This window comes from Marinobacter sp. (assembly GCF_041984545.1).
GTDB lineage: Bacteria > Pseudomonadota > Gammaproteobacteria > Pseudomonadales > Oleiphilaceae > Marinobacter.
The window spans coordinates 77,663-100,486 of the sequence record NZ_JBHIXV010000011.1; the positions used below are offsets into that span (position 1 = coordinate 77,663).

Below are 22,824 nucleotides of genomic sequence, written 5' to 3' on the forward strand. Positions count from 1 at the left end.
CCGGGGAGATGCAAACTGTCGTGACCGAAGCCGCGAGACTGAAACCGCTATGCATCCTGTTGGCTGCTGTTCTGGCCGGCTGCCAGCTGGGCGGGTCGACGGTCTCGGAACGGGAAGGTTATTTCACCTGGGTGGATGAGCAGGGCAGGGTCCGTTACTCGCCCATCGTGGATGGCAGCTCCGGAGAGGCCGAAAAACCGGCGCAAACTGCCAACAGGCCGGATGCCGCCGAACCGGGTTCGGGGAAAAACAGAACCCCGTCTCCGGCGCTTGAAGAGGAAACCGAATACACCCTGGAGAATTACCCGGATGCCGAGCAGCTGGCCCGTGACGGCTATGTTCGCCCGGGTGAGCGCCAACCTTATTTTACCTGGCGGGATGCCCAGGGCAATGTCCGGGTCAGCTACTACCGGCCGGATACCCGCCCGGAGGGTGAGAAAGGCCGGGTCGAGCCGCCGGTGCAGCTTACCGAGGCCAGCGTTTACCACCGGCCATCGGAAACAACAGCTACGCAGTCCCCACCCGCAGGTGACCCCGAGGCCTTTGCCATTCTCGGTATCGACTCCGGTGGCCCGGGTTTTCTCCAGCGTTTTACCGACACTTGCTGCGACTCGCTGGACGCGGGCTATGAGCAATGGCAGCCGGATCGGGAGTTCGGCATCAGTCTGGATCAGGATTCGCCCAGACATGACTTTCTCACCGGAAACAGCCGGTACCAGTTGATCCAGCTACCGGAGCCCGGGGCAGGTGGAGACGCGTTCCTGTTCCGCCTGCGCTCTTACGTCAGGAACGGCGTGTTCGTGCCTTCGGTAGTATTTCTGGATGACCAGCGGCAACCTCTGCGTCTGGTTACCGATCTGGTGATGGCATTCACACCCGAGAACTGGCACCGCCGGGGTTATCTGGAAGCCGTCATTCCGGCCTTTCCGGGACGGGGAGAACGATGGCTGCTGGTACTGACCAGGTCGGAGGACCTGGCCGGCCAGACAGTGATCGAGACCGGCTCCGGCCCCAAGAAAATTCCCCATGTTCCGGTGGGCGAAATCGGTTTGGAGGAACTGGAGCCCTGAGGGCTCAGTCTTCCGGTTGGCTCAGGTCCAGCCATTGCTGGGAAAGCCAGTAATAACGCCCGTTGCCGGCGGGGTGGGTACAGTTGTAGCGAAAGCGCCGGCTGTCAAAGCCGCCGGGTGCCGTCACCCGTACGGTGTCATTGATCACCTCAAAATCTATCCGCCCTTTTCCTGAGGCAAAACAGGTCAGGCGGCTCGCATCCATCGCATCCACCAGCGGGAATTCGAGCGTGGGCGGGTTCTTCGGAATCACACCATCGGGCAGCTTACCGGTGTCAATCGGAAACGCCTTGCTGGTGAGTTTGGTTTCCAGGCTGCCCAGCTGGCCATAGGCGTTCGCCATCGGAAAGCGTGGCAGGCGGGTCGTTGCGGTTTTCGGGCCAATGGCGCCGGATTGTTGGCCGAAACCGTACCAGCCGCGCTTTTCAATCTCGCGCTCAAGGCCCTCATCGAATTCGCCGTAGGGATAGGCAAACATCGGGGCGGGGTCTTCGAGCTGGCTTTCCAGGGCTTCCTGGGCCTCATCCAGGCTCTGTGTAATCCGCTTCTGCCAGGCCTCGGGGGATTCACCGGGCTTGCGGGCCAGGTGTCCGTGGTCGGCGCTGTGGTTGGCGATGGTGACCCCTGGTCGGGCGGCCAGTTCCCGAATCTGATCCCAGGTCATGTAGCCCCGACCGCCAACGGCATCGGTATTGACGAAAACGGTGTAGGGATAATCCCGCTCGGCGAGCATGGGGGCAGCCTGGTGGAAAACAGAGTCGTAGGCATCGTCGAAGGTAATGGCGATCCGGTTTTCCTCGGGCTGATTGCCGTTCCGGGTGTTGCGGGTGCCTTCCAGGAGGGGCACCACCTCTAGGCCAAGGTCGTCGATCATTTCCAGCTGTTTGCGAAACAGCGACACCGACGTGGTTGTCGCCGGCGGCGTGCTGTCACTCACATGGTGATACTGGAGGACCACGAGATCGGCCCTCGCGGCCGCGCTGACGGTAATAAGGATGGCCGCAGCCGCAAGCGGGCTCAACAAGGCTTTCATTGGCATGGATCTCCTGTTTTTCATCATGATTTTTCAGGTCTCGTATGGCTGGCGGTGGCTCAGGCGCTGTTACGAAAGTGAGCCTTAAGAACCGCAAACGCCTGGTTCAGGTGCTGGATGGTCTCGGTGTTGCCGCCCCGATCGGGGTGCGCGCGCATCACCGCACGGCGAAACCGTTGTTTAACCGTCGGGAAGTCCGCCGGCACCGATTCGAAGCCCAGGGTCTCGGCTGCCGCCCTGGTTTCCGAGGGCGCCGGGCATTGGCCGGGAACGCCGGCCCAGAAGTCATCCATCATCTGGTGGATTGCTTCCTCGGGCAGCCGGTACTGCGAGAGGTCCAGGTAGAACGCCCGGAGACTGTCGATATCGCCCGGAGGTCCACCACCGTCCACCACGGACTGTTGCTCAAGGCGGATATTGAGGGGCGAGATGTGAAGTGACTCGCCGCTCTCCGCCAGCTGATCCCGGAGTCGGTAAAGTACGTGGAACAGCAGGAAATGAACGGGATAAAGCCGCTCTGGCTCGTTGAACACAACCTCTCCCAGCAGTTCCCAGGGCGGCCGTTGCAGCGCCTTGATCAGGGACAATTCGCTGATGCCCGAGGGCGTGGCCCTGAGCTCGTGTTCAACCGCCACCAGCAGGTGAGCAATCTGCTGTTCCAGATGGTGGTCGGTTGCCGCCGGCCCCGGGCCGGCAGAGATCTGATTAGGGGCGGGCTTGGTCATGGGGTTCATGGTAGGGAAGTCTCGCCGTTCAGGAAAGTCCGGCCAGCTCCGGCAGGCCCCCCAGGAACAGGCGGGTTGAGAATCGAGTGGCGTTTACCGCCTCGTCGTCGGCGGACCCGGGATCACCCTGGGCCCGTCGGGCAAGGGCCAGGCTGGTTTCCCAGGCCACGCCAAAGAACGCAGCACACAGGTACTCCCGATCGATGGAAGGAAGCAGGCCCCGATCCATGGCGTTCCGCACATCGTCCTCCAGGGATTGCATGGTCAGGCCCACGATATCTGCCCCGAAGAGCTCCTGCAGCGCCCGCTCATTACGGTGTGCCAGTTCGTAGACCAGAGGATCCCGGGCGGTGGCCTGGTAGAGTGCCAGGTAGGCGAAGTGAATGAAATCCTCGGTTGATGCTGCGGCCCGCCGGTGCCGGGTCAGGTTGCTGTTGAGCCGGGTCAGGAAATCGGTCAGCAGGGCGGCGAAGATATCCTGCTTGCTCGAGAAATAGTTGTAGAAGGTGCCGGCGGCCAGGTGGGTTCTGCGCACAATATCCCGGATGGTGGTCTGCTCGTAGCCCTGTTCCCGGAAACATTCCCTGGCTGCATGCAGAATGGCCCTGCGGTTGCGTATGCGGTTCCGTTCCCGTTTGCCGGAGGCTCCGTCGTTCGCTTCTAACCTATCCATGTTGGTAACCTGTCCCTTGATCCATGTGACGCGTATAATCGTCGCTCCATTTTCCCTGTGAACGACGTTGGTATGTCCGAAGCTATAATCGCCAGTTCCGAACCATCCCTCAACTCTGATCCTGCTTCTGAGCGCGACCGCCGCCAGAAACTGGAGTTGAACAAGCTGCAGAAACGTCTGCGCCGCGAAGTCGGTCAGGCGATAGCTGATTTCTCGATGATTGAAGCCGGCGACAAGGTCATGTGCTGCCTCAGCGGCGGCAAGGACTCCTACGCCATGCTCGATATTCTGCTGAATCTGCAGAAGAGCGCGCCGGTGGACTTCGAGCTGATCGCCGTCAACCTCGACCAGAAGCAACCGGGGTTTCCGGAGGAGGTTCTGCCGGAGTATCTGTCATCGATGGGCATCGAGTATCACATCATCGAGAAAGACACCTACAGCATTGTTAAGGAAAAAGTGCCGGAAGGGAAGACTACCTGCGGTTTGTGCTCTCGCCTACGTCGCGGAATTCTTTACAATTTTGCAGAAGAGCACGGGGTCACCAAGATTGCACTCGGCCATCACCGGGATGACCTCCTGGAAACCCTGTTCCTGAACATGTTCTACGGTGGCAAGCTCAAATCCATGCCGCCGGTGCTGCACAGCGACGATGGTCGCAACACGGTAATCCGGCCGCTGGCCTACAGCCGGGAGAAAGACATTGCCCGGTATGCGGCGTTGCGTGAATTCCCGATCATTCCGTGCAACCTGTGCGGTTCTCAGGAAAACCTGCAGCGACAGGTAATAAAGGACATGTTCAAGTCCTGGGACAAGCAGCACCCGGGTCGGCTCGAAACCATGTTCCGGGCCATGTGCAATGTGGAACCGTCCCATCTGGCTGATACCGATCTCTACGATTTCCGGGAGGGCAAGCGGCTTGGCGGCAAGCGCCAGGCGGTTCAGACCGCCGAGCCCGAGGCGGCTCCGGATTTCGGACGGCTGGACGTTCTGAACATCTAGTCAATCAGTGGCTACCCAGCCCTGAGAACGGCAGCGTCCACAGGCCGAACAGGATAAGCAGGCCACCGGTCACTTTCCGGAACAGCCCGTTGCCCTGCAAGGCCTTGACCCGGCTGGCTGCGTAGCCCGTTGCGAGCATCGACGGCAGGGTCCCCAGGCCGAAGAACAGCATGGTCAGGGCCGCCGAACCCACGGTTGGCTGCAGGGCGGCCCAGCCCAGGGTGCTGTAGATCAGTCCGCAGGGCAGCCAGCCCCACAGGGCACCCAGCAAGAGAGCCTGGCCGCCGTGATTCACCGGCAGCAGCCGACGGGTCAGGGGAGAAAGCCGGGCCCAGATCGGTGCGCCAACCCGCTCTACATAGCGAATGCCTTGCCACCACTGGCCCATGGACAGCCCCATGAAAATCAGCAGCGCGCCCGCCAGGGTGCGCAGTACCAGACCGGCCTCCTGCCACTGATTCGCGGCCGACGTGCTGGCCACAGCCACAAGGGCCGCAATCAGGCAGTAACTGCCAATCCTGCCGGCGTTGAACGCCAGTAGCATCATCGTCTGGCGAAACCGGAAACCCCGCCCCACGGGCAATGCCATGGACAGAGACGCACTGATACCGCCGCACATGCCCAGGCAATGGGTGCTGCCAAGCAGGCCGATCATGAAGGCGCTTGGATAACTGAGGTAGAGGTCCGGGTTCATCCTGTGCGGTGGCTGTTCCTGTCCGGCGCTTCCTGTCCAGAGGGCTCGTCGGTGTCGAGCTCCTCATTATTGTCAGCTTTGACGTCCGTCCTTGCTTCCGGCGGAATCTTGTCCTTGTCATCGTCGTACAGGATGCGGTGGGCAGGACCTTCCAGATCGTCGTACTGGCCGTTCTTGACCGCCCAGGAGAAAAGCACGATGCCCACGGTTACCAGAATGAGCATCAGCGGAACCAGGAACATGACGATTTGCACGGTGAACTCCCGAGGAACAGATTTCCAATTTACGGTATCAGGACAGCGCCTCGACGCCAACCGGGGGATTGTCCGGATGCGACCGCGCCGGTCTCTTGCCAAGCCTGAGCGCATTCAGCACCACCACCAGAGAACTCAGTGACATGCCAATGGCTGCCAGCCAGGGCGGCACCATGCCGGCGGCGGCCAGCGGCAGCGCACAGACGTTGTAACCCAGGGCCCACCAGAGATTCTGCCGGATGATAGCGCGGGTCTGACGGCTGGTCTGCAGGGCTTCCACCAGCTGCAGCAGCTGTCCGTTGAGGAGCACAGCGTCGGCTTTGAGCTGGGTCAGGTCCGACGCCGAGCCCATCGCAACGGAAATGCCCGCTCCGGCCATGGAGGGCAGATCGTTCAGGCCATCCCCCACCATCATGATCTGTCGGCCTTCGGCCTTGAGTTTTTCCAGGACGGAGAGCTTGTCCTCCGGCGATGCCTGGCCGATCGCTTCATCAATGCCCAGTCGCTCGGCGATCGATGCCACGTGCCCGGAGCGGTCGCCGCTCAGCAACAGGGTCCGGATACCGGTTGCCTGCAAGGTTTCGATGGCCGTGCGGGCATCGTCCCTGGGCTGGTCGTCAAGCGTGAAGCAGGCGAGCCATTCCCGGTTCGATGCCAGCCACACCGTCATACCTTGTTGTTGATCAGTGTCGGGCGCGGGTGCCGAGACACGTTCGGCAACAAACTCCCGGTGCCCGATGAATACCTCGGTGTCACCGAAATGGCCGGAGAGACCTCCACCCAGGTGATTCTGCACGTTGCCGACGCTCGCTGCTTGCCGATGCCGGAAAACCTTCGCAATCGGGTGCTCTGAATGGGCTTCCAGTCCGGCGGCCAGCGCCAGACAGGTCTTCTCATCCAGGCTGCCGGTGATCCGGGTGGCCACCAGGGTCAGTTCGCCCTGGGTCAGGGTTCCGGTTTTATCGAATACCACGGTATCGATATTGTTCATGGACTCGAGGGTGTGTCCCCGTGTCGGCAGAAATCCGAGTCGCCGGAGCCTCACTGTGGCCGAGGTGATGGCCGTTGGTGTGGCCAGTGAAAGCGCGCAGGGGCAGGTCACCACCAACACCGACAGGGTGATGTCGAAGGCGTTGTCGGCGCCGGCCCACCACCAGCCAATCCAGACCACCGGCGCCAGGATCAGCACGCGACCAACGAACTTGCCCGCCATCCGGTCGGCCATCCGGGCAACGCGGGGTTTTTCCGACTGTACCCGGTCGAGTATGCGCAGAATGCCCGAAAGCCGGGTCTGGGCGCCGGCTTTCTCCACCCGGATGTCCAGGGGATGCTCACCATTGATGCTGCCAGCATGGACCGGATCGCCCGGGTAACGCGTTTCTGGAAGGTACTCGCCGGTCAGTGCCGCTTCGTTGAGGGTGGACTGTCCGCTCAGGATTTCCCCGTCCACCGGGAGCGTCTCGCCGGGGCGTACGCGGATAATGTCGCCGGGTCGCACGTTGTGCACTGGCACCACATCGGTGGAATCGCCGATGACCAGGGTGGCCACCGAAGGCTGGAACCCGGCCAGAGCATTGCCCGTCAGACCGGCCCGGTATCTTGCCTGGAGCTCAATGTAGCGGCCCAGCAGCAGGAAGAAGGTGAACATGCAAACGGACTCGAAGTAGACTTCGTCGCCCCCCACAACGGTAACCCAGGCGCTCGCCAGGTAGGCGAGCCCGATGGCAATGGCCACAGGAACATCCATGGTCAGGTGGCGGCTGAGGATGTCCCGCCTGGCATTCCGGAAAAATGGTCGGGCGCTGTAGAACACCACAGGTGTTGCCACCAGCAGGCTGAACCACCGGAAGAAGCTGACAAAACCTGGCGAGAGGTCGTTGACCAGTTCGAAGTACAGCGGGAAGGCCAGCATCATGCTCTGGAACGAGCCAATACCGGCAACCGCAACGCGAATCAGCATGGAACGATGTTCTGCCTTCAGGGCCTGTTCCGCCTCATCGGCCTGGTAGGGCCGGGCGGAGTACCCCAATTGCTGGACGGCGATCAGCAGGTCACTGAGACGGGCCTGGTCCGGAGCCCACACCAGCCTCGCCCGTTGCGTGGTGTGGTTGACTGAAAACGACACCACACCTGGCTGCTGGGCCATGTGGTTTTCAAGCAGCCAGATGCACGCCGCGCAGGTGATGCCACCAATCAGAAGCTGGGCTTCCTGGCCGCCTTTTACCGGCGACACGAAGGACTCCTGAACCAGCGGATGGTCCAGTTCCCGCAGTCGGTTTACCTCGGCTGTCGTCAGCGTCCTGGGAGTGACCGCGTTGCGGGTCCGGATATCGTAGAAGCCGGTAAGACCTTCCTGATGAATGGTCTGACACACCGCCTTGCAGCCCTGACAGCAGAAATGCCGCGTACTGCCGTCAAGCTCAAGGGTAATCGGGGGCTCGCCGTCTGCCGGCTCACCGCAATGGAAGCAATCCGGGCTGGTCAACCTTGGGCCGACTCCCCGGCCTTGACCGTAATTCCATTTGCCGCAGGCAACAGGGCTTCGCCCTTCAGACGCCACTCATTGGCGGGGCCGCGAAGGTCGTAGTACCAGCGCCCATCAATGTCTTCCAGCAGTTTGCCGGCAAAGCGGCCCGGTTCGATTCGCTGAAACTGGATGGTGCGGTCCTTGTCCGACAGGGTCGGGTGGAACAGGTTGAGAATCAGATAGGGAAAGTCCGCCGGTCCGTTGGTGGTGTCCAGGTCAACGATGACATTCCGGTCCCGGAAATCGATGTGGGCGGTCATGCCCAGATCCGCAGCCTTCTGGTCACGGGCGATGGACATGTTGATACCCCGACCTTCTTTCGACCAGTCATCAGTGACCATCGCATTTTCTGTGTTGATAGCGATGGTGATGGCAATGGCGCAGTAAATGATCGAGGCGCCAGGAAAGATCAGCAAAAACCAGAACCAGGGCTGGCGGTACCAGGGACTTACCGGTGTTTCTTCAGTCATAAATCAGCATCTCATGTCGTTTCTGGTCCAGGCCGTGGCTGGTGTCAGCGGGTTGGACCAACGAATCGGCTTTCAGTTTCAACAACCAGGGAGGCATCCGTCTCGGATTGCGCCCTGAATCGGATCTCGTTGTTCGATTGGTTGATGGACTCCGGCGGGACATCCACAACGGTGGGCAACGACCGGTTCTCTCCACTTTCAACGGTGACCGAGGTATTGGTCAGAATGCGTATGTCCGGAAGCCCGCTGACCGACACATTAAAGGTCTGCGGGACTTCGGTCATGTTGGCGATCTTGAGCGTGTAGGAGTTCTCGATTCGACCTTCACCGTTAAAGCTGTACAGCGCACCACGGTCCCTGAGCGCGTCCAGCTGGGCAGGTACCCGGGTTGCGATGGTGAAGATAATCGCGCCGATCATCAGCAGCAGAACGGCACCGTAGCCGAAGGTTCTTGGCCGCAGCAGCCTCGAGGGCTTGCCCTCAAGCTCGTTTTCGGTGGTGTAGCGAATCAGCCCCCGTGGGTACTCCATCTTGTCCATGATTTCGTCACAGGCATCGATGCACAGGGCACAGCCGATGCATTCGTACTGAAGCCCATCGCGAATATCGATGCCGGTGGGGCACACCTGCACGCATTGCCCGCAGTCGATGCAGTCTCCAAGGCCCAACTCTGAGGGAGCCGTGCCTTTTTTGCGGCCGCCACGGGGCTCACCCCGATTGGGATCGTAGGAAACCACCCGGGTGTTGGGGTCGAACATGACCGACTGGAAGCGGGCGTAGGGGCACATGTACAGGCATACCTGCTCGCGCATCCAGCCGGCGTTCAGGTAGGTGGCCGCGGTAAAGAAAGCGACCCAGAAGTAGGCCCAGCCGTTGGCCCGGAGCGTGAACAGATCCGCAAGCAACTCACGGATGGGGTAGAAGTAGCCAACGAAGGTCAGGCCGGTTGCCAGGGCGATCAAAAGCCAGACCGTGTGCTTGGCGGATTTCTTGAAGATCTTGGCGCTGGAGCTGGGTGATTTGTCCAGCTTCATGCGTTTGTTGCGGCTGCCTTCAATACGCTCTTCCACCCACATGAAAATAAAGGTCCAGACCGTTTGCGGACAGGTGTAGCCGCACCAGACCCGGCCAAAAAGGGTGGTGATAAAAAACAGCCCGAAGGCGCAGATGATGAGCATGCCAGACAACAGGAAAAAGTCCTTCGGAAAGAAGGTCATGCCGTACAGGTGAAATTCCCGGGCCGGGAGGTCGAAATGGATGAGCGGCTGGCCGTCCAGGGTCAACCAGACAAACAGGAAATACATGCCCATCAGCAGCGTGAGGCTTACGTTGCGGATGCGCTGGAAAAAGCCCTTGACCTCTTTGACGTAGATCTTCTTGCGACTTGCGTAAAGTTCGACGGTTCCGGATTTCTTGTTTTTGTCGGAGGGGTCAGAGGATGGGTCAATCTGCTTGACCGGAATCTCACTGCTCATCGTTACCTCCAGGGGAAGGGTGTTACGAGGCGGCAGGCCATTGGCGTGCTGATCCTTTCAAGCCTGTACCCGCCAGGCAGGCACAGGGTTGAAAAGACCGGGCCGGGGCAAGCCCGGCCGGTAGATTCAGTTTGACAGGCTGTACACGTACGCTGCCAGAATCTGAATCTGGTCGTCCGAGAGGCGGCCACTCTGCGCCGGCATCTGGTTCTGACGACCGTTCATGACGGTTTCCTTGATCCACTCGTAGGTGGAGCCGTAGAGCCAGGTGTTATCGGTCAGATTGGGTGCGCCCATGGCCTGGTTACCCTTGCCGTCAGCCCCGTGGCAGGCAACACAAGCCTGGGCAAACACGGCTTCACCGGCCTTGGCGGCCTCGGCATCCTTCTCACGACCACTGAAGCTCAGCACGTAGTTGACCACCTGGTCCACCTGCTCGTTGGTCATGCTGGGCATGGTGCCCTTGGCCGGCATGTTGCCCATGCGACCGTTGTGCAGGGTTTCCAGGATGGCGTCTGGCGTTCCGCCGTACAGCCAGTCGTCATCTGTCAGGTTGGGAAAGCCCACCTGGCCGCGTGCAGCCGAGCCATGGCACACCGCGCAGTTGTTGGCGAACAGGCGCTGGCCGATTTTCATGGCATCGCCGTTTTCGGCAAGCTGTGGAACCGGTGTCTCACCGTACTGGGCGTAAATTTCCCCGTACTTTTCCTCTGCCTCTGCAACCTCTGCCTCCCACTGGTTGGCCGAAGACCAGCCCAGAATACCCTGGAAGTTCCCGAGGCCCGGGTACAGAACCAGATACCCGAGTGAGAAAATACAGGTGGCGAGGAACAGGTAGAACCACCACTTGGGCAGAGGGTTATCGTATTCTTCGATGCCATCAAACGAGTGGCCCGTTGTGCGTTCGGTCTCGACATCGGTGGACTGGCTCTTGCGGGTTGCCCACAGAAGCCACATGCAGCCGAATATGGTACCGAGCACGATCACACTGATCCAGAGGCTCCAAAAGGTACTCATTGTTTCTTCTCCGTTTTTTCCTGTTCGAGCGTACGCTTTTCCACTTCGTCATCGTCGAAGGGCAGGTGAGCCGCCTCGTCGTTGGCTTTCTTGCGGCGGGCGCTGTACGCCCACCAGACGATACCGAGAAAAGCCGCCATTACGAGAAGCGTGTGAATTCCGCGTAACTCATTGATATCCATCGGTTCACCGTTTTTCTGAAATCACTGTACCCAACTGTTGCAGGTACGCGACCAGAGCCTCGATTTCAAACTTGCCTTCCACCTGAGCAGAGGCCTCTGCGATCTGCTCGTCGGTGTAGGGAACGCCCAGGGTCTGCAGCGTTTCCATCTTGGCAGCGGTCTTGGTGTGATCTACCCGGTCTTCGAACAGCCAGGGGAATGCCGGCATGTTGGACTCGGGGACGACACTGCGCGGATCGTACAGGTGCTGGCGTTGCCAGGCATCGGAGTATCGACCGCCTACACGGGCCAGATCCGGACCGGTACGCTTGGAGCCCCACAGGAACGGGCGGTCATAAACGAACTCGCCCGCAACGGAGTAGTGGCCATACCGCTCGGTCTCGGCCCGGAAGGGACGGATCTGCTGGGTATGACACACGTGGCAGCCTTCGCGGATGTAAATGTCCCGGCCTTCCAGTTCGAGGGCGGAGAGGGGCTCAAGGCCTTCCACCGGTTCGTTGGTTTCTTTCAGGAAGAACAGGGGGACAACCTCCACCAGGAAGCCACCACTGATGGTCAGGATGATCAGAACGATCATCAGACCGAGGTTTTTCTCGACTACTTCATGTTTCATCTGATCTCTCTCCCGTTACGCCGGCTGGGTCGCCGCGTTGTCCTGCGCTACTGCTTCTTTCTGGCGTACGGTCATGTACACGTTGTAGGCCATAACAAGCATGCCGCTCAGGAAGATCGCGCCACCGATAAACCGCACGAGGTAGCCGGGGTAGGAGGCTTCAAGTGCCTCAACAAAGCTGTAGGTCAGGGTGCCGTCTTCGTTGACTGCACGCCACATCAGGCCCTGCATAATTCCATTTACCCACATGGCAACGATGTACAGGACCGTGCCCACGGTGGCCAGCCAGAAGTGCACGTTGATCAGGCTGGTGCTGTACATGGCCTGCAGGCCCCAGAGTTTGGGAATGAGGTGGTAGACCGCCCCGATGCTGATCATGGCAACCCAGCCAAGAGCACCGGAATGAACGTGACCAATGGTCCAGTCGGTGTTGTGCGACAGCGCATTCACGGTCTTGATAGCCATCATCGGGCCTTCGAAGGTGGACATGCCGTAGAACGACAGGGAAACCACCAGGAAGCGCAGAATCGGATCGGTGCGCAGTTTGTGCCAGGCGCCCGAGAGGGTCATCATGCCGTTGATCATACCGCCCCAGGACGGCGCAAGCAGGATCAGTGACATCACCATACCGGCGGTCTGAGCCCAGTCAGGAAGCGCGGAGTAGTGCAGGTGGTGGCCACCGGCCCACACGTAGGTGGCAATCAACGCCCAGAAGTGAACGATGGACAGGCGGTAGGAGTAAATGGGACGGTTGGCCTGCTTTGGCACGAAGTAGTACATCATGCCCAGGAAGCCGGCAGTCAGGAAGAAGCCCACTGCGTTGTGACCCCACCACCACTGCATCATGGCGTCGGTGACGCCGGCATAGGCGGAGTAAGACTTGAACGCACCAGCTGGCAGCGCCAGGTTGTTGCCGATATGCAGAACCGCCACGGTAATGATGAAACCACCGTAGAACCAGTTGGCAACGTAGATGTGCGGGCTGCTGCGCTTCATGACGGTGCCGAAGAACACCAGCGCGTAGGTTACCCAGACAACCGCGATGGCGATGTCGATGGGCCATTCGAGTTCGGCGTACTCCTTGGAGGAGGTCAAACCCTGAGGCAAGGTGAGGATGGCGGCAATCATGATGGCCTGCCAGCCCCAGAACGTAAATGCGGCCAGGCTGTCAGAAATCAGCCTCGCCTGACAGGTCCTCTGGACAACATAATAGGACGTGGCAAACAGTGCCGAGCCCCCGAAGCCGAAGATAACCAGGTTGGTATGCAAGGGACGAAGACGGCCAAAGTGCGTCCAGGGCAAATCCAGGTTCATTGAGGGCCACACGAGCTGGGATGCGATCAACACGCCCATGCCCATGCCAACAATGCCCCAGACCAACGTCATGATGGCGAATTGTCTCACCACCTTGTAGTTGTAAGTCAGGTTTGCATTTACTGTGCTCATAGCCTTACCAATGGGTTTAGAGTGGGGAATTATGCGGGCGCAAGTATGGAGAAACGATTAGCGGTTTGCAATGACTCAGGTCAACTCCTGACATCCGTCAAATGCGCCCAAATCAGCAACATGGCTTCCTTTATACTGCGTTCGTTGGAGTTGTTTCAGCGGTTGGAAAATGTGTTGCTGGAACTGCAATGATAGTCGCTTGAACGAACGAGGTGAATTTTGTGCCGTTGATTACGACCAAAGGCTATGAAAATACGCCGGACGTAGTACTGATTCTTGCCCATGGCGCCGGTGCGCCAGCGGATTCCCCGTTCATGGAGGGTCTGTCCGACAAGCTCTTTGGCCAGGGTATTGACGTTGTACGTTTCGAGTTTCCTTACATGCAGAAGCGCCGGACCGACGGCAAGAAACGCCCGCCAGACCGACAGCCGGTTTTACTGTCGCATTTTTCCGAGGTTCTGGACCGGGTTCGCCAGGAGGTGGGCGAACAGTGCCGGATTCTGGTCGGCGGAAAATCCATGGGCGGCCGGATGGCCAGTGTGCTGGCCAGCGAGGGCCAGGGCGTGGATGGCGTGGTGTGTTTTGGTTATCCGTTTCACCCGCCCGGCAAGCCCGATCGATGGCGCATCGAGCATTTCGCCGCGCTCACGGTGCCGGCTCTTGTGGTGCAGGGAACCCGGGACCCGTTCGGACGCAGGGAGGAAGTTGAGGGTCGTAGTGAAGCACTGGGCAATGTACGGATTCACTGGCTCGAGGGTGGCAACCACGACTTTCAGCCGCTGAAAAGCCAACCGGACACCCAGGAAACCCTGCTGGCTTCGGCGGCTTCCGCCACCCGTCAGTTTGTCGACGAATGCCTGGGAGCCTGAGCGCTCTGCTCCTGGTCTGTGCCGGACATCATCACCCGATTACGTCCGGCGTGCTTGGCCCGGTAAAGCGCCTGATCGGCCCGGTCGAACAGGTGGCCCTGATCCTCGCCACTCTCGAGGGTGGCAATGCCGGCGCTCAGCGTGATTCTCACGTCGGAGCCGTCGGGGGCAGGGATGGGGGTTTCGGCGAGGTCCTCCAGCAGGGCGATGCAGACCTTGAGGGCGCCGGCGGCATCGGTTCCCGGTAGCAGCAGGGCAAACTCTTCGCCGCCGAAACGAATGGCCACATCCCTCGGGCGCTTCACATGCCGGGTCAGTACCTCGGCGATGAACTGCAGGCAGGTATCGCCGAATCCATGGCCCCAGGTGTCGTTGATGGATTTGAAATGATCAGCGTCCACCAGTGCCAACGCCAGAGGCTGTCCGCTTCGGCGGGCTTCGCCACAGAGTTCAGGCAGTATGTTGTCGAGGTAGCGTCGGTTATGGAGTCCGGTGAGAGCATCATTCAGGCTGAGTGATGACAGTTTGCGGTTGGCTTTCTCGAGCTCTCTCATGGTGTTGCGCAGCTGTGCCGTGCGCTCGTGCACCTTGAATTCCAGTTCGGTGCGGGCATTGTGCTCCACGTCGAGAAGTTTCTGGTTCAGGAGGCGCCAGCGCTGCACCATGGCGTAGTTGAGCAGAATGACCTGGCCGCCCACCGCCACCTGCATCATGGCCTCCCGTGCCAGGAAATCAGTCAGGTAGCCAAACGCGGCCATTGCGTAAATCAGCCCGCCAACCAGCATGATCAGCCAGGCCAGTAGATACCAGGTGGCCGGTTGGTAACCCTGCCGCCAGCGCACGGCGGCAATCACGAACAATGAAGCGATCACTGCAAGTGCCAGCGTGGTATTGAGCAGAATGCTCTTGTTATAGGGCAGTACCACGGACAGAACCAGCAGGCCGATACACAACCAGGCCTCGCCACTCAGAATCTTGGCCGATACCGTGCCCCTCTCCACTTCCAGAAAGGACCGCCCGAACATGAGCATCGCCAGGGCGCACAGCGCCAGTGACAGCGGGATCGACATATTGGCGAAGCCGGGACTGTCCGGCCAGAAATACTGGTTGGCGAACCCGCCCATGGCAAAGAGGAAGAGCCCGAGCGCTGCCAGATAAAACGCGTTGTAGAAGTAGTAGGTGGTGCCGGCACTGAAAAACAGCAGCAGATTGAATACCGCAAAAACCAGCAGGGCACCGTAGAAGAGCCCGTGGGTGAGGGTTAAGTGGTTGCTATCGGCAATCACCTCTTCGGCGGTTTCCAGGCTCAGGGGTACATTGAGCGCGCCGTTGCTGTGTACCCGCAAAGTCAGTGACCGCGTCTCGCCGGCATCCAGCGTGACGGGGAACAGGAAATGGCGGTAGTCTACGGGCCGGTCACTGAACGGGCGCTGATCTCCGGTCACCAGTCGCTCTGTAGTATCATCCCCCTCCTGCCAGAGGGTGACCTCGTCCAGCAGCGGATACCCCAGTTTCAGGTACCAGGCGGCCCGCTCGCTTCCGAGATTGGCAATGTGCAGGTGAACCCAATAAATGGAGCGGGTGTGGCTGAACACCAGATCCCGACCGTTGGCCGGTGTCCAGTCCATGTCGGCCGGTAACTGGCCGGGTTCGGAAGCGTCGTGACTGGGTGTGCCGGGCGGCGCGCTGTGGTAACAAATGTACTGCATCAGCGCGGCGCGGGCGTTCGGATTACTGGCGTCCAGCGTCGCACAGCCCGACTGGGCAGACCCGGAATCCGCCAGGGCCAGGGCGGGAAGCAGCCAGAGGCTGAAAAGGGCGATCAGGCGTGCGGAGCGGGGCATTCAGGGATTCCTGGGCAGTGTAAGTCGGCAAGTGTAGCCAGAGAATACAAACGACGCTGTTAAACAGTTTGAAATTTCGTGGGTTGGCGCAGCCCCGTAGAAAAGGTGAGGCATGGACCAGATACTTCTGTTCTGTCGGCCCGGTTTCGAAACCGAGGCCGGCAGGGAAATGACCGACAGGGCCTCCGAGAAGGGGATGTTTGGCTATTTCGAGCCAGAAGCAAACCAGGGGCGGGTGCGGTTCCTCATATCGGCGCCGGCCAGGGCCGAGGACATCATGGCCATCCTGCCGCTGGACGAGCTGGTATTCGTGAGAGATTGGATGGTTGTGTTGGGTGCACTGCCACTGCCGGCGAGTGATCGGGTCGGCGCCGTTATTGCGGGATTGCGGTCCCTGGATCTTGGCTGGCCTGGCTGCGCCCGGCTCGAAATCCGGGTGCCGGAGAACAATGCCGATCGGGATCTCGGCAATTTTGCCCGTAAATGGGTTTCGCCGCTGTCGCGGGGGTTGCGAGGTGCGGGCCTTCTTAAACCCGACCAGAATGCGCCGGCCCCAGCCCGCCTGGAAGTGTTTCTTCCCGATTTTGAAACCGCGTTGCTGGGCTACAGTCTTTCAGAAAACCGGGCCCGTTATGTGGGCGGAATTCCCCGACTGCGGTTACCCGCTTCGGCACCGAGCCGTTCCGCGCTGAAACTGGAGGAGGCGTGGAAGGTGTTCCTGCCCGAGGGTCGGGAGCTCGACTACCTGGGCGGCGGCAAGAAGGCGGCTGACCTGGGCGCCGCGCCCGGTGGCTGGACCTGGCAACTGGTCCGGCAGGGCATGCTGGTGACCGCGGTGGATAACGGCCCGATGAACGATGAGCTTATGGCCAGCGGGCAGGTTGAGCATGTGGAGGCGGACGGCTTTGCCTGGCGGCCGAAACGGGGCATCGACTGGATGGTCTGTGACATCGTCGATCAACCCCGGAAAACCGCCCGGCTGGCGGTCACCTGGCTGGGCGAGGGGTTGTGCCGCTACGCTCTGTTCAATCTGAAATTACCGATGAAAAAGCGCTATGAAGAATGGCTGATTTGCCGCGACATACTCGAGAGTGGCCTGGAAGCGGCCGGGGTGCATGCACGCCTGAGGGCGCGACACCTGTATCATGATCGCGAGGAGATCACCTGCTTTATAGAGCGGGTTGGTTAGAATGCGCTCTGCTCAAGAACGGTGATGTGTTCTTCCCGATCCATCATCGGGGCCAGTTCCAGCATCAGCTCCCGGCGTTCTTCGGAGTGCAGCCAGCGGTCCCAGTCGGCTTCGGAGCGCCAGTTGGCCAGGGTTATGCGATGGTTCTCGTCGTGGGCGTCGATCAGGGTTTCGCCAGAAATGAATCCGGGTGCACTGACTGCTTGTTGAAGAACCTTGCGCGAACGTTCCTCGTATGCTGACTCCAGTGACTCGGCAATGTGGCGCTCGATCAATACCCGAATCATGGCAAACCTCCAAGCATGTTAACGGTCTTATTAACGAATCTAGCAGAAAACTCAGAAAAATCAGGTTGATTAACAGGAGATCGAGAGTGGAAGCATCGGAATTTGACGCAGAGTTGGACGCCCGGGGGCTGTTCTGTCCCGAGCCTGTGATGATGCTGCATAACCGAATTAACGATGTGCAGCCGGGCGGCATCCTGCGGGTGGTGGCTACGGATCCTTCCACCACGCGGGACATACCCAGGTTCTGCCAGTTCCTCGGGCACGAACTGGTTCAGCAGCTGGAGGACGAGGACCTCTTTATCTACCTGATTCGCAGGGGCAGTTAGGCGTCTCTGCCTACCTTCCTGAGGTGGTTGAGGAACTGTTCGCGGTCCATTTCACCCAGCACCCGGTGCTCGGCCAGTTCATCCCCGCTCTGGTTGTAGAACAGAATGGCCGGAGGACCGAACAGGCCCAGCTCGTCGAGAAGTGCCTGCTGAGCAGGCGTGTTGTCGGTCATGTCGATTTGCAACAGCGTATAAGGGGCCAGGGCCTGAATGACCTCGGGCTTGCTGAATACGTTGCGTTCCATCACCTTGCACGAAATACACCAGTCGGCGTAGAAATCGAGCATCACCGGCTGTCCCTCAAGACTGGCCTGCTGGAGCATGGCCCGGACCTGTGCGGGATCTTCCACGCGGCGGAAGGGCGCATGGTCGGCCGCGGCAGGGGCCACTGAGCCACTTGCCGTGCTTGCCACGGTAAACGGCGCAAGAGGCCTGAGGGGATCGCTGGCGCCACCCACAGCGCCTGCCAGCAGCGCCAGGCCATAGGCGAACAGCACCAGTCCCAGCCCTTTTCGTGTTCTTTCCCAGCCGGCCCTGGCAGCATCGAATGCGCCCAGTTGCACGCCGGTGATGGCCACCAGCAGGCCCCACAACACCAGTGCCACCCAACCCGGCACCAGCCGTTCAACCAGCCAGATAGCGACGGCGAGCAGCATTACTCCGTAGAAATGCTTTACCGCTGTCATCCAGTGCCCGGTGGTTGGCAGCAGCTTCCGGCCTCCCACCGCCACGAGGATCAGGGGTATACCCATGCCCAGGCCCAGTGAGAACAGCGCGATGCCGCCGATGACAGCATCCTGGGTTGTCGAGATATAGAGCAGGCTGCCGGCCAGGGGCGCAGATACACACGGCGACACGATCAGTGCCGACAGAGCGCCAATGCCAAACAGGCTGGCCACCCGGCCTCCGGTCAGGCGATGGCTGGCATCGTTCAGTGGCTCCCGGATGAACCGCGGCAACTGGATTTCAAAAAGATCGAACATTGAGAGCGCGAATATTACGAACAGCAGGGCGAAGGTGCCCAGAACCCAGGGAGACTGTAATTGAGCCTGCAGATTGAAGCTCGCGCCCAGCAGTCCGGTGAGAACACCAGCGGCGGCGTAGGTCAGCGCCATGCCCATCACGTAACTGCCGGACAGCATCAGGGCCTGACCAGTGGTCCGGGTGTTTCGGCCGGAAACAAGGGAAGAGATAATGGGCACCATCGGCAGTACGCAGGGCGTGAAGGTCAGGCCCAGGCCGAGCAGCAGAAACACGCCCGCGATCACCGCTGTGGACTGGCGAGAGAGAAAGCCGGCAAGACCGGTGGCGGTCTCGGTGTCGACGGTCGAACTGTTACCGCTGTCATTCTGGGTGGTGGTTGCGCCACTGTCGGCGCTGTTACCGCTGCCGGGGTAGAAGAGCACCTCTCGCGTTTGCGGCGGGTAGCAGAGACCGGCTTCGGCGCAGCCCTGGTAGGTTACCTGAAGCACGGCTTCCTTGGCGCCCTCGGGCAGGGTGACGGGCACGCGGGCTTGCACCGGTTCGTAGAAGACCGTGCTCTTACCGAAATATTCATCCTCGGTTTCGGTACCGGTTACCGAAAAGGCAGGCTCACCCAGCACAACCCCCTTTTTGTCGGTGGCAATACTGATCCGCTCCTGGTAGAGGTAGTGGCCCGGGGTTATGTTCCACTCCAGAACCACGCCATCAGTCGTTGACGTGAAGTCGAAGGGCAGGGCCTCGTCGACCGGCAGGAATTCTCCGCCCTGGCCTCCGAACAGGCTGCCACCGCTGCTGCCGAGAGCCCAGGCGGGACTCGTTGCGGATAACATGACAGTGAGCAGGAGTATCAGGGACAGGGGATTGGACATCATCGTTGAACGGTTTTCCTGTTGGTGTCTGATCGGGGCGCAGGGCCACGGTGAATCGTGCAGTGGACACAAGGGCCGGGTCAAAGTTCCCTCTGGTATTGGGGGCCGTAAAGTCGCACAATAGCCCACCAATGAATCACAGCCCGAATGATCTTATCATGCTGTTCAATGACCTGTTCCGGGAAGCCTACCGGACAGTGCTGGTCAGAGGCAGCGATGAACCTGAATATGTGCCCGCCAGCGAACCGGATGGCTTCGCCAGGGTGGTTTTTGCCCATGGCTATTATGCCAGTGCTTTGCATGAAATCAGCCACTGGTGTATTGCTGGAGAGCATCGGCGCACACTCCACGATTACGGTTACTGGTACTGTCCGGATGGCCGCACGCCGGAGCAGCAGCAGGCTTTTGAGACGGTGGAGGTCAAGCCGCAGGCAATCGAGTGGCTGTTCGCCCTGGCCGCCGGGTTTCGGTTCCACATAAGCCTGGACAACCTCTCCGGTGCCGGGGCAGCCCAGGAAACGCGTTTTCGGCAGAACGTCTGCACCCAGGCTGGCAGGTACCTTGAACGCGGGCTTCCCGACCGGGCACAACGCTTTCTGGAAGCGTTGGCAGCGTTCTATGGGACCGGAGCTACCCTGAAAGCCCGTTGGCACGAGGATGTCCGGCGGATTGCACCATCGACTTCTGAACCAGCATTACCCCAGGAAAACTAGGACTCTATGACATCTGACCCAAAACATACCGGCGATCTGAGATTCAGCGACCTGAACCTCGACAAGCGACTGCTGGATGCCATAACCGCCATTGGTTTCGAGTATTGTACCCCCATTCAGGCAGAAACCCTGCCCTGGACTCTGGCCTGCGAGGACCTGATCGGTCAGGCCCAGACCGGTACCGGCAAGACCGCCGCGTTCCTGATCACCGCCATCCAGAGCCTGCTGGAAACTCCGGTACCGGAGAAGGACCGGTTTGCCTCCGAGCCTCGCGTGCTGGCGCTGGCCCCGACCCGCGAGTTGGCCATGCAGATTGCCAAGGATGCCGAGCAGCTGTGCCAGTATACCGGCCATAATGTGGTCACGGTGGTGGGTGGTATGAACTACGACAAGCAGCGGGACCAGCTGCAGAACGAGATCGTGGATATTCTGGTGGCCACCCCGGGGCGGCTGATCGATTTTCTCGGTTCCCAGGACGTGTTTCTGGATCAGCTGGATATTCTCATCCTGGACGAAGCGGACCGCATGCTGGACATGGGGTTCATACCCGATGTGAAGCGGATCATCCGCAAGTGCACCCCCAAGGACGAGCGCCAGACCCTGCTGTTCAGCGCCACCTTCAATCAGGATGTCCTGAACCTGGCATCCATGTGGACGCAGAACGCGGAGTTTGTGGAAATCGAGCCGGAACAGAAAACCGCGGAACGGGTGGATCAGACGGTGTATCTGGTGGCCGACGACGAAAAGCTCACCGTTCTGGTCAATTACCTTAAACGCCCGGAAGTGGAGAAGGCCATCGTCTTCGCCAACCGCCGTGACCAGTGCCGGGACCTTGAGGAAGACCTGAAGAACCAGGGCGTTAAGGTGGCCCTCATGTCCGGCGAAATTGCCCAGAACAAGCGCCTGAAGACCCTGGATCAGTTCAAGAAAGGCAGCATTCAGGTGCTGGTGGCAACGGATGTGGCTGGCCGGGGGATTCACGTAAACGGGGTTACCCACGTCTTCAACTACAATCTTCCGGACAACGCGGAAGACTATGTCCATCGTATCGGTCGCACCGGTCGTGCCGGCAAGCATGGCGTATCGGTGAGTTTCGCCGGTGAGGACGACTCCTTCGCCTTGCCCGCCATTGAGTCCTACATCAGCCAGAAGCTGAAAACCGCTGTGCCGGACGAAGCCTTGATGGCGACCATGGACAACCCGCCGATCACCCGTAAACGTGGGCGGCGGCCCCAGGGCGGTCGCGGACAGGGCGGACGCAATCCGCGACAGCGCAGGAACTGACAGGACCGGGCACCACCATGTTGATCGTAGCTGACGAGAACATACCCCTGCTGGATTCTTTCTTCGGTGACATTGGCGAGATTCGCCGTGTCTCCGGCCGCTCCATGACAGCGAGCGATGTCCGGGACGCCGATGCCCTTCTGGTGCGCTCGGTTACCCGGGTCAACCGGGAGCTACTCGAAGGCAGTCGGGTACGTTTTGTGGGCACTGCCACGATCGGCACCGATCATGTGGACCTGCCATGGCTGGAAGAGGCCGGTATCCGGTTCTCGGCTGCTCCTGGCTGCAACGCCAACAGCGTGGCTGAGTATGTGCTATCGGTGATTTCCCTGCACGCGGAAAAACAGGGCCTGGAAGACTGGACCAACCTCAGTGTCGGTATTGTCGGCGTCGGCAACGTTGGCAGTGAGCTGGCCCGCAAGCTGGAGCGTTTGGGATTTGAGGTTCGGCTCTGCGATCCTCCAAGGGCTGAGTTGGAAGAGTCCGGGCAGGAGTCTGGCGAAAACTTCGTCACGCTGGCCGAGACGCTCAAATGCGATGTGGTTTCGCTGCATACGCCGCTCACCCGGGATGGCAGCCACCCCACGTTCCACATGATCGGTCCACAGGAGTTGGCAGACCTGAACGCCGGGCAGCTTCTGATCAATGCCGGTCGGGGCGAGGTGATTGATACATCTGCATTGCTGGAGCGGCTGGAGCAGGGTAACGCGCCGACGGTCGCCCTTGATGTCTGGGAGCAGGAGCCAAGGATCAACCCCGAGCTGGTGGATCGTGTCTGGCTGGCAACGCCCCACATCGCCGGTTACAGCCTGGAGGGCAAGGTTCAGGGCACGGAGATGATCTACCAGGCCCTGAGTCAGTTCCTGGGTCTGCCCATCCGCAAGAAGGCCGGGCAGTTTCTGCCGGAGCCGGCCCTGAGCAAGCTATCGTTCACCAGTTCCGCCGACGAGGACGATGCCATTCGCATTGCCCTGAGGGCCTGCTACGACCCGCGCCGGGACGATGCCAGGCTTCGGCATGCCATGGACGGAGCACCCGCAGAGCGGGGCCCGGCGTTTGACCGGCTCCGCCGGGACTACCCGGTGCGGCGTGAATGCTCGAGCGTGAAGATTCAGTTGAAGGGCACCAGCAAATCGCTGCAGGACAGCTTCAGGGCCATCGGCTTCAAACTGAAGATCTGATAACGGTCGGTCCTGCAGAACAAAGCCGGGGCAAGTGCCCCGGCTTTTTTGGTGCGCCCGGCACGGGCGCACTCCTGGAGGTGCAAGTCCTCCCGTGAGC

Annotated in this window: 23 protein-coding genes; 8 read left to right on the top strand and 15 right to left on the bottom strand. The window is 60.3% G+C overall.

Annotated elements, in window-relative coordinates; translation table 11 throughout:
• Nucleotides 1-20: 20 nt before the first annotated feature.
• Nucleotides 21-1,070, top strand: a complete 1,050-nt coding sequence (locus ACFC20_RS07425) for a MalM family protein (RefSeq protein ID WP_375192443.1) — start codon at nucleotides 21-23, stop codon at nucleotides 1,068-1,070.
• Nucleotides 1,071-1,074: 4 nt separating this feature from the next.
• Here ACFC20_RS07425 and ACFC20_RS07430 read toward each other — a convergent pair whose 3' ends face one another.
• The 3 genes from ACFC20_RS07430 to ACFC20_RS07440 are packed head-to-tail and all read right to left on the bottom strand — an operon-like array spanning nucleotide 1,075 to nucleotide 3,501.
• Nucleotides 1,075-2,109, bottom strand: coding sequence for a polysaccharide deacetylase family protein (locus ACFC20_RS07430; RefSeq protein WP_375192444.1), 1,035 nt, complete (start codon nucleotides 2,107-2,109; stop codon nucleotides 1,075-1,077).
• 53 nt (nucleotides 2,110-2,162) lie between these two features.
• Nucleotides 2,163-2,837: a DNA-J related domain-containing protein gene (locus tag ACFC20_RS07435; RefSeq protein WP_375192445.1), complete on the bottom strand. Its 675-nt coding sequence runs from the start codon at nucleotides 2,835-2,837 to the stop codon at nucleotides 2,163-2,165.
• Nucleotides 2,838-2,856: 19 nt separating this feature from the next.
• Entirely contained in the window at nucleotides 2,857-3,501 is a 645-nt protein-coding gene (locus ACFC20_RS07440; protein WP_375192446.1) for a TetR/AcrR family transcriptional regulator, read from the bottom strand.
• A gap of 72 nt (nucleotides 3,502-3,573) precedes the next feature.
• Here ACFC20_RS07440 and ttcA point away from each other — a divergent pair, with 72 nt between their 5' ends.
• Nucleotides 3,574-4,500, top strand: a complete 927-nt coding sequence (gene ttcA, locus ACFC20_RS07445; RefSeq protein WP_375192447.1) for a tRNA 2-thiocytidine(32) synthetase TtcA — start codon at nucleotides 3,574-3,576, stop codon at nucleotides 4,498-4,500.
• A gap of 4 nt (nucleotides 4,501-4,504) precedes the next feature.
• Here the strand turns inward: ttcA and ACFC20_RS07450 are convergent, their stop codons facing one another.
• From ACFC20_RS07450 to ccoN, 9 genes are all read right to left on the bottom strand, one after another.
• The gene (locus tag ACFC20_RS07450) at nucleotides 4,505-5,194 is read right to left on the bottom strand and encodes a sulfite exporter TauE/SafE family protein (RefSeq protein ID WP_375192448.1); all 690 of its coding nucleotides are present in this window, start codon (nucleotides 5,192-5,194) and stop codon (nucleotides 4,505-4,507) included.
• Complete coding sequence (ccoS, locus tag ACFC20_RS07455; RefSeq protein ID WP_375192449.1) at nucleotides 5,191-5,448, bottom strand: cbb3-type cytochrome oxidase assembly protein CcoS; 258 nt, start codon at nucleotides 5,446-5,448, stop codon at nucleotides 5,191-5,193. The genes ACFC20_RS07450 and ccoS overlap by 4 nt, the downstream gene beginning before the upstream one ends.
• A 37-nt stretch (nucleotides 5,449-5,485) precedes the next feature.
• Complete coding sequence (locus ACFC20_RS07460; RefSeq protein WP_375192450.1) at nucleotides 5,486-7,933, bottom strand: heavy metal translocating P-type ATPase; 2,448 nt, start codon at nucleotides 7,931-7,933, stop codon at nucleotides 5,486-5,488.
• On the bottom strand, nucleotides 7,930-8,445 hold the full coding sequence (locus tag ACFC20_RS07465; protein ID WP_375192451.1) for a FixH family protein: 516 nt from the start codon (nucleotides 8,443-8,445) through the stop codon (nucleotides 7,930-7,932). Before ACFC20_RS07465 ends, ACFC20_RS07460 begins: the two co-directional genes overlap by 4 nt.
• A 44-nt stretch (nucleotides 8,446-8,489) precedes the next feature.
• A complete protein-coding gene (gene ccoG, locus ACFC20_RS07470; protein ID WP_375192452.1) occupies nucleotides 8,490-9,920 on the bottom strand; it encodes a cytochrome c oxidase accessory protein CcoG in 1,431 nt (476 codons plus the stop codon).
• Between the two features lie 126 nt (nucleotides 9,921-10,046).
• The gene (gene ccoP, locus ACFC20_RS07475) at nucleotides 10,047-10,937 is read right to left on the bottom strand and encodes a cytochrome-c oxidase, cbb3-type subunit III (RefSeq protein ID WP_375192453.1); all 891 of its coding nucleotides are present in this window, start codon (nucleotides 10,935-10,937) and stop codon (nucleotides 10,047-10,049) included.
• A complete protein-coding gene (locus ACFC20_RS07480; protein WP_091986005.1) occupies nucleotides 10,934-11,119 on the bottom strand; it encodes a cbb3-type cytochrome c oxidase subunit 3 in 186 nt (61 codons plus the stop codon). The genes ccoP and ACFC20_RS07480 overlap by 4 nt, the downstream gene beginning before the upstream one ends.
• A 4-nt stretch (nucleotides 11,120-11,123) precedes the next feature.
• Nucleotides 11,124-11,732, bottom strand: a complete 609-nt coding sequence (gene ccoO / locus ACFC20_RS07485) for a cytochrome-c oxidase, cbb3-type subunit II (protein ID WP_091986003.1) — start codon at nucleotides 11,730-11,732, stop codon at nucleotides 11,124-11,126.
• 15 nt (nucleotides 11,733-11,747) lie between these two features.
• Nucleotides 11,748-13,178: a cytochrome-c oxidase, cbb3-type subunit I gene (gene ccoN / locus ACFC20_RS07490; protein WP_091986001.1), complete on the bottom strand. Its 1,431-nt coding sequence runs from the start codon at nucleotides 13,176-13,178 to the stop codon at nucleotides 11,748-11,750.
• Nucleotides 13,179-13,399: 221 nt separating this feature from the next.
• Between ccoN and ACFC20_RS07495 the strand changes: the two genes are divergently transcribed.
• A complete protein-coding gene (locus ACFC20_RS07495; RefSeq protein WP_375192454.1) occupies nucleotides 13,400-14,047 on the top strand; it encodes an alpha/beta family hydrolase in 648 nt (215 codons plus the stop codon).
• Here ACFC20_RS07495 and ACFC20_RS07500 read toward each other — a convergent pair.
• Nucleotides 14,017-15,891, bottom strand: coding sequence for a diguanylate cyclase (locus tag ACFC20_RS07500; protein ID WP_375192455.1), 1,875 nt, complete (start codon nucleotides 15,889-15,891; stop codon nucleotides 14,017-14,019). The two genes, ACFC20_RS07495 and ACFC20_RS07500, sit on opposite strands and share 31 nt — an antisense overlap.
• A 112-nt stretch (nucleotides 15,892-16,003) precedes the next feature.
• Between ACFC20_RS07500 and rlmM the strand changes: the two genes are divergently transcribed.
• Nucleotides 16,004-17,080, top strand: coding sequence for a 23S rRNA (cytidine(2498)-2'-O)-methyltransferase RlmM (gene rlmM / locus ACFC20_RS07505; RefSeq protein WP_375192456.1), 1,077 nt, complete (start codon nucleotides 16,004-16,006; stop codon nucleotides 17,078-17,080).
• Here the strand turns inward: rlmM and ACFC20_RS07510 are convergent.
• A complete protein-coding gene (locus ACFC20_RS07510; RefSeq protein ID WP_375192457.1) occupies nucleotides 17,077-17,367 on the bottom strand; it encodes an antibiotic biosynthesis monooxygenase family protein in 291 nt (96 codons plus the stop codon). The two genes, rlmM and ACFC20_RS07510, sit on opposite strands and share 4 nt — an antisense overlap.
• Nucleotides 17,368-17,453: 86 nt before the next feature.
• Here ACFC20_RS07510 and tusA point away from each other — a divergent pair, with 86 nt between their 5' ends.
• On the top strand, nucleotides 17,454-17,693 hold the full coding sequence (gene tusA, locus ACFC20_RS07515) for a sulfurtransferase TusA (RefSeq protein ID WP_375192458.1): 240 nt from the start codon (nucleotides 17,454-17,456) through the stop codon (nucleotides 17,691-17,693).
• Here the strand turns inward: tusA and dsbD are convergent.
• Nucleotides 17,690-19,549, bottom strand: coding sequence for a protein-disulfide reductase DsbD (dsbD, locus tag ACFC20_RS07520; RefSeq protein WP_375192459.1), 1,860 nt, complete (start codon nucleotides 19,547-19,549; stop codon nucleotides 17,690-17,692). The genes tusA and dsbD overlap by 4 nt on opposite strands.
• 155 nt (nucleotides 19,550-19,704) lie before the next feature.
• Between dsbD and ACFC20_RS07525 the strand changes: the two genes are divergently transcribed.
• Genes ACFC20_RS07525 through pdxB form a run of 3 tightly spaced genes read left to right on the top strand, consistent with a single transcriptional unit; the run spans nucleotide 19,705 to nucleotide 22,724 of the window.
• The gene (locus ACFC20_RS07525) at nucleotides 19,705-20,259 is read left to right on the top strand and encodes an elongation factor P hydroxylase (protein ID WP_375192460.1); all 555 of its coding nucleotides are present in this window, start codon (nucleotides 19,705-19,707) and stop codon (nucleotides 20,257-20,259) included.
• Nucleotides 20,260-20,265: 6 nt separating this feature from the next.
• Nucleotides 20,266-21,543, top strand: a complete 1,278-nt coding sequence (locus ACFC20_RS07530) for a DEAD/DEAH box helicase (RefSeq protein ID WP_375192461.1) — start codon at nucleotides 20,266-20,268, stop codon at nucleotides 21,541-21,543.
• Nucleotides 21,544-21,560: 17 nt separating this feature from the next.
• Nucleotides 21,561-22,724, top strand: a complete 1,164-nt coding sequence (gene pdxB / locus ACFC20_RS07535; RefSeq protein WP_375192462.1) for a 4-phosphoerythronate dehydrogenase PdxB — start codon at nucleotides 21,561-21,563, stop codon at nucleotides 22,722-22,724.
• Nucleotides 22,725-22,824: the final 100 nt, after the last annotated feature.

Coding starts and splice junctions, on each gene's coding strand:
- ACFC20_RS07430 (WP_375192444.1), bottom strand. CDS start 2,109: ATGCCAATGAAAGCCTTGTTGAGCCCGCTTGCGGCTGCGGCCATCCTT.
- ACFC20_RS07435 (WP_375192445.1), bottom strand. CDS start 2,837: ATGAACCCCATGACCAAGCCCGCCCCTAATCAGATCTCTGCCGGCCCG.
- ACFC20_RS07440 (WP_375192446.1), bottom strand. CDS start 3,501: ATGGATAGGTTAGAAGCGAACGACGGAGCCTCCGGCAAACGGGAACGG.
- ttcA (WP_375192447.1), top strand. CDS start 3,574: ATGTCCGAAGCTATAATCGCCAGTTCCGAACCATCCCTCAACTCTGAT.
- ACFC20_RS07450 (WP_375192448.1), bottom strand. CDS start 5,194: ATGAACCCGGACCTCTACCTCAGTTATCCAAGCGCCTTCATGATCGGC.
- ACFC20_RS07465 (WP_375192451.1), bottom strand. CDS start 8,445: ATGACTGAAGAAACACCGGTAAGTCCCTGGTACCGCCAGCCCTGGTTC.
- ccoG (WP_375192452.1), bottom strand. CDS start 9,920: ATGAGCAGTGAGATTCCGGTCAAGCAGATTGACCCATCCTCTGACCCC.
- ccoP (WP_375192453.1), bottom strand. CDS start 10,937: ATGAGTACCTTTTGGAGCCTCTGGATCAGTGTGATCGTGCTCGGTACC.
- ACFC20_RS07480 (WP_091986005.1), bottom strand. CDS start 11,119: ATGGATATCAATGAGTTACGCGGAATTCACACGCTTCTCGTAATGGCG.
- ccoO (WP_091986003.1), bottom strand. CDS start 11,732: ATGAAACATGAAGTAGTCGAGAAAAACCTCGGTCTGATGATCGTTCTG.
- ccoN (WP_091986001.1), bottom strand. CDS start 13,178: ATGAGCACAGTAAATGCAAACCTGACTTACAACTACAAGGTGGTGAGA.
- ACFC20_RS07500 (WP_375192455.1), bottom strand. CDS start 15,891: ATGCCCCGCTCCGCACGCCTGATCGCCCTTTTCAGCCTCTGGCTGCTT.
- rlmM (WP_375192456.1), top strand. CDS start 16,004: ATGGACCAGATACTTCTGTTCTGTCGGCCCGGTTTCGAAACCGAGGCC.
- ACFC20_RS07510 (WP_375192457.1), bottom strand. CDS start 17,367: ATGATTCGGGTATTGATCGAGCGCCACATTGCCGAGTCACTGGAGTCA.
- dsbD (WP_375192459.1), bottom strand. CDS start 19,549: ATGATGTCCAATCCCCTGTCCCTGATACTCCTGCTCACTGTCATGTTA.
- ACFC20_RS07525 (WP_375192460.1), top strand. CDS start 19,705: ATGCTGTTCAATGACCTGTTCCGGGAAGCCTACCGGACAGTGCTGGTC.
- ACFC20_RS07530 (WP_375192461.1), top strand. CDS start 20,266: ATGACATCTGACCCAAAACATACCGGCGATCTGAGATTCAGCGACCTG.
- pdxB (WP_375192462.1), top strand. CDS start 21,561: ATGTTGATCGTAGCTGACGAGAACATACCCCTGCTGGATTCTTTCTTC.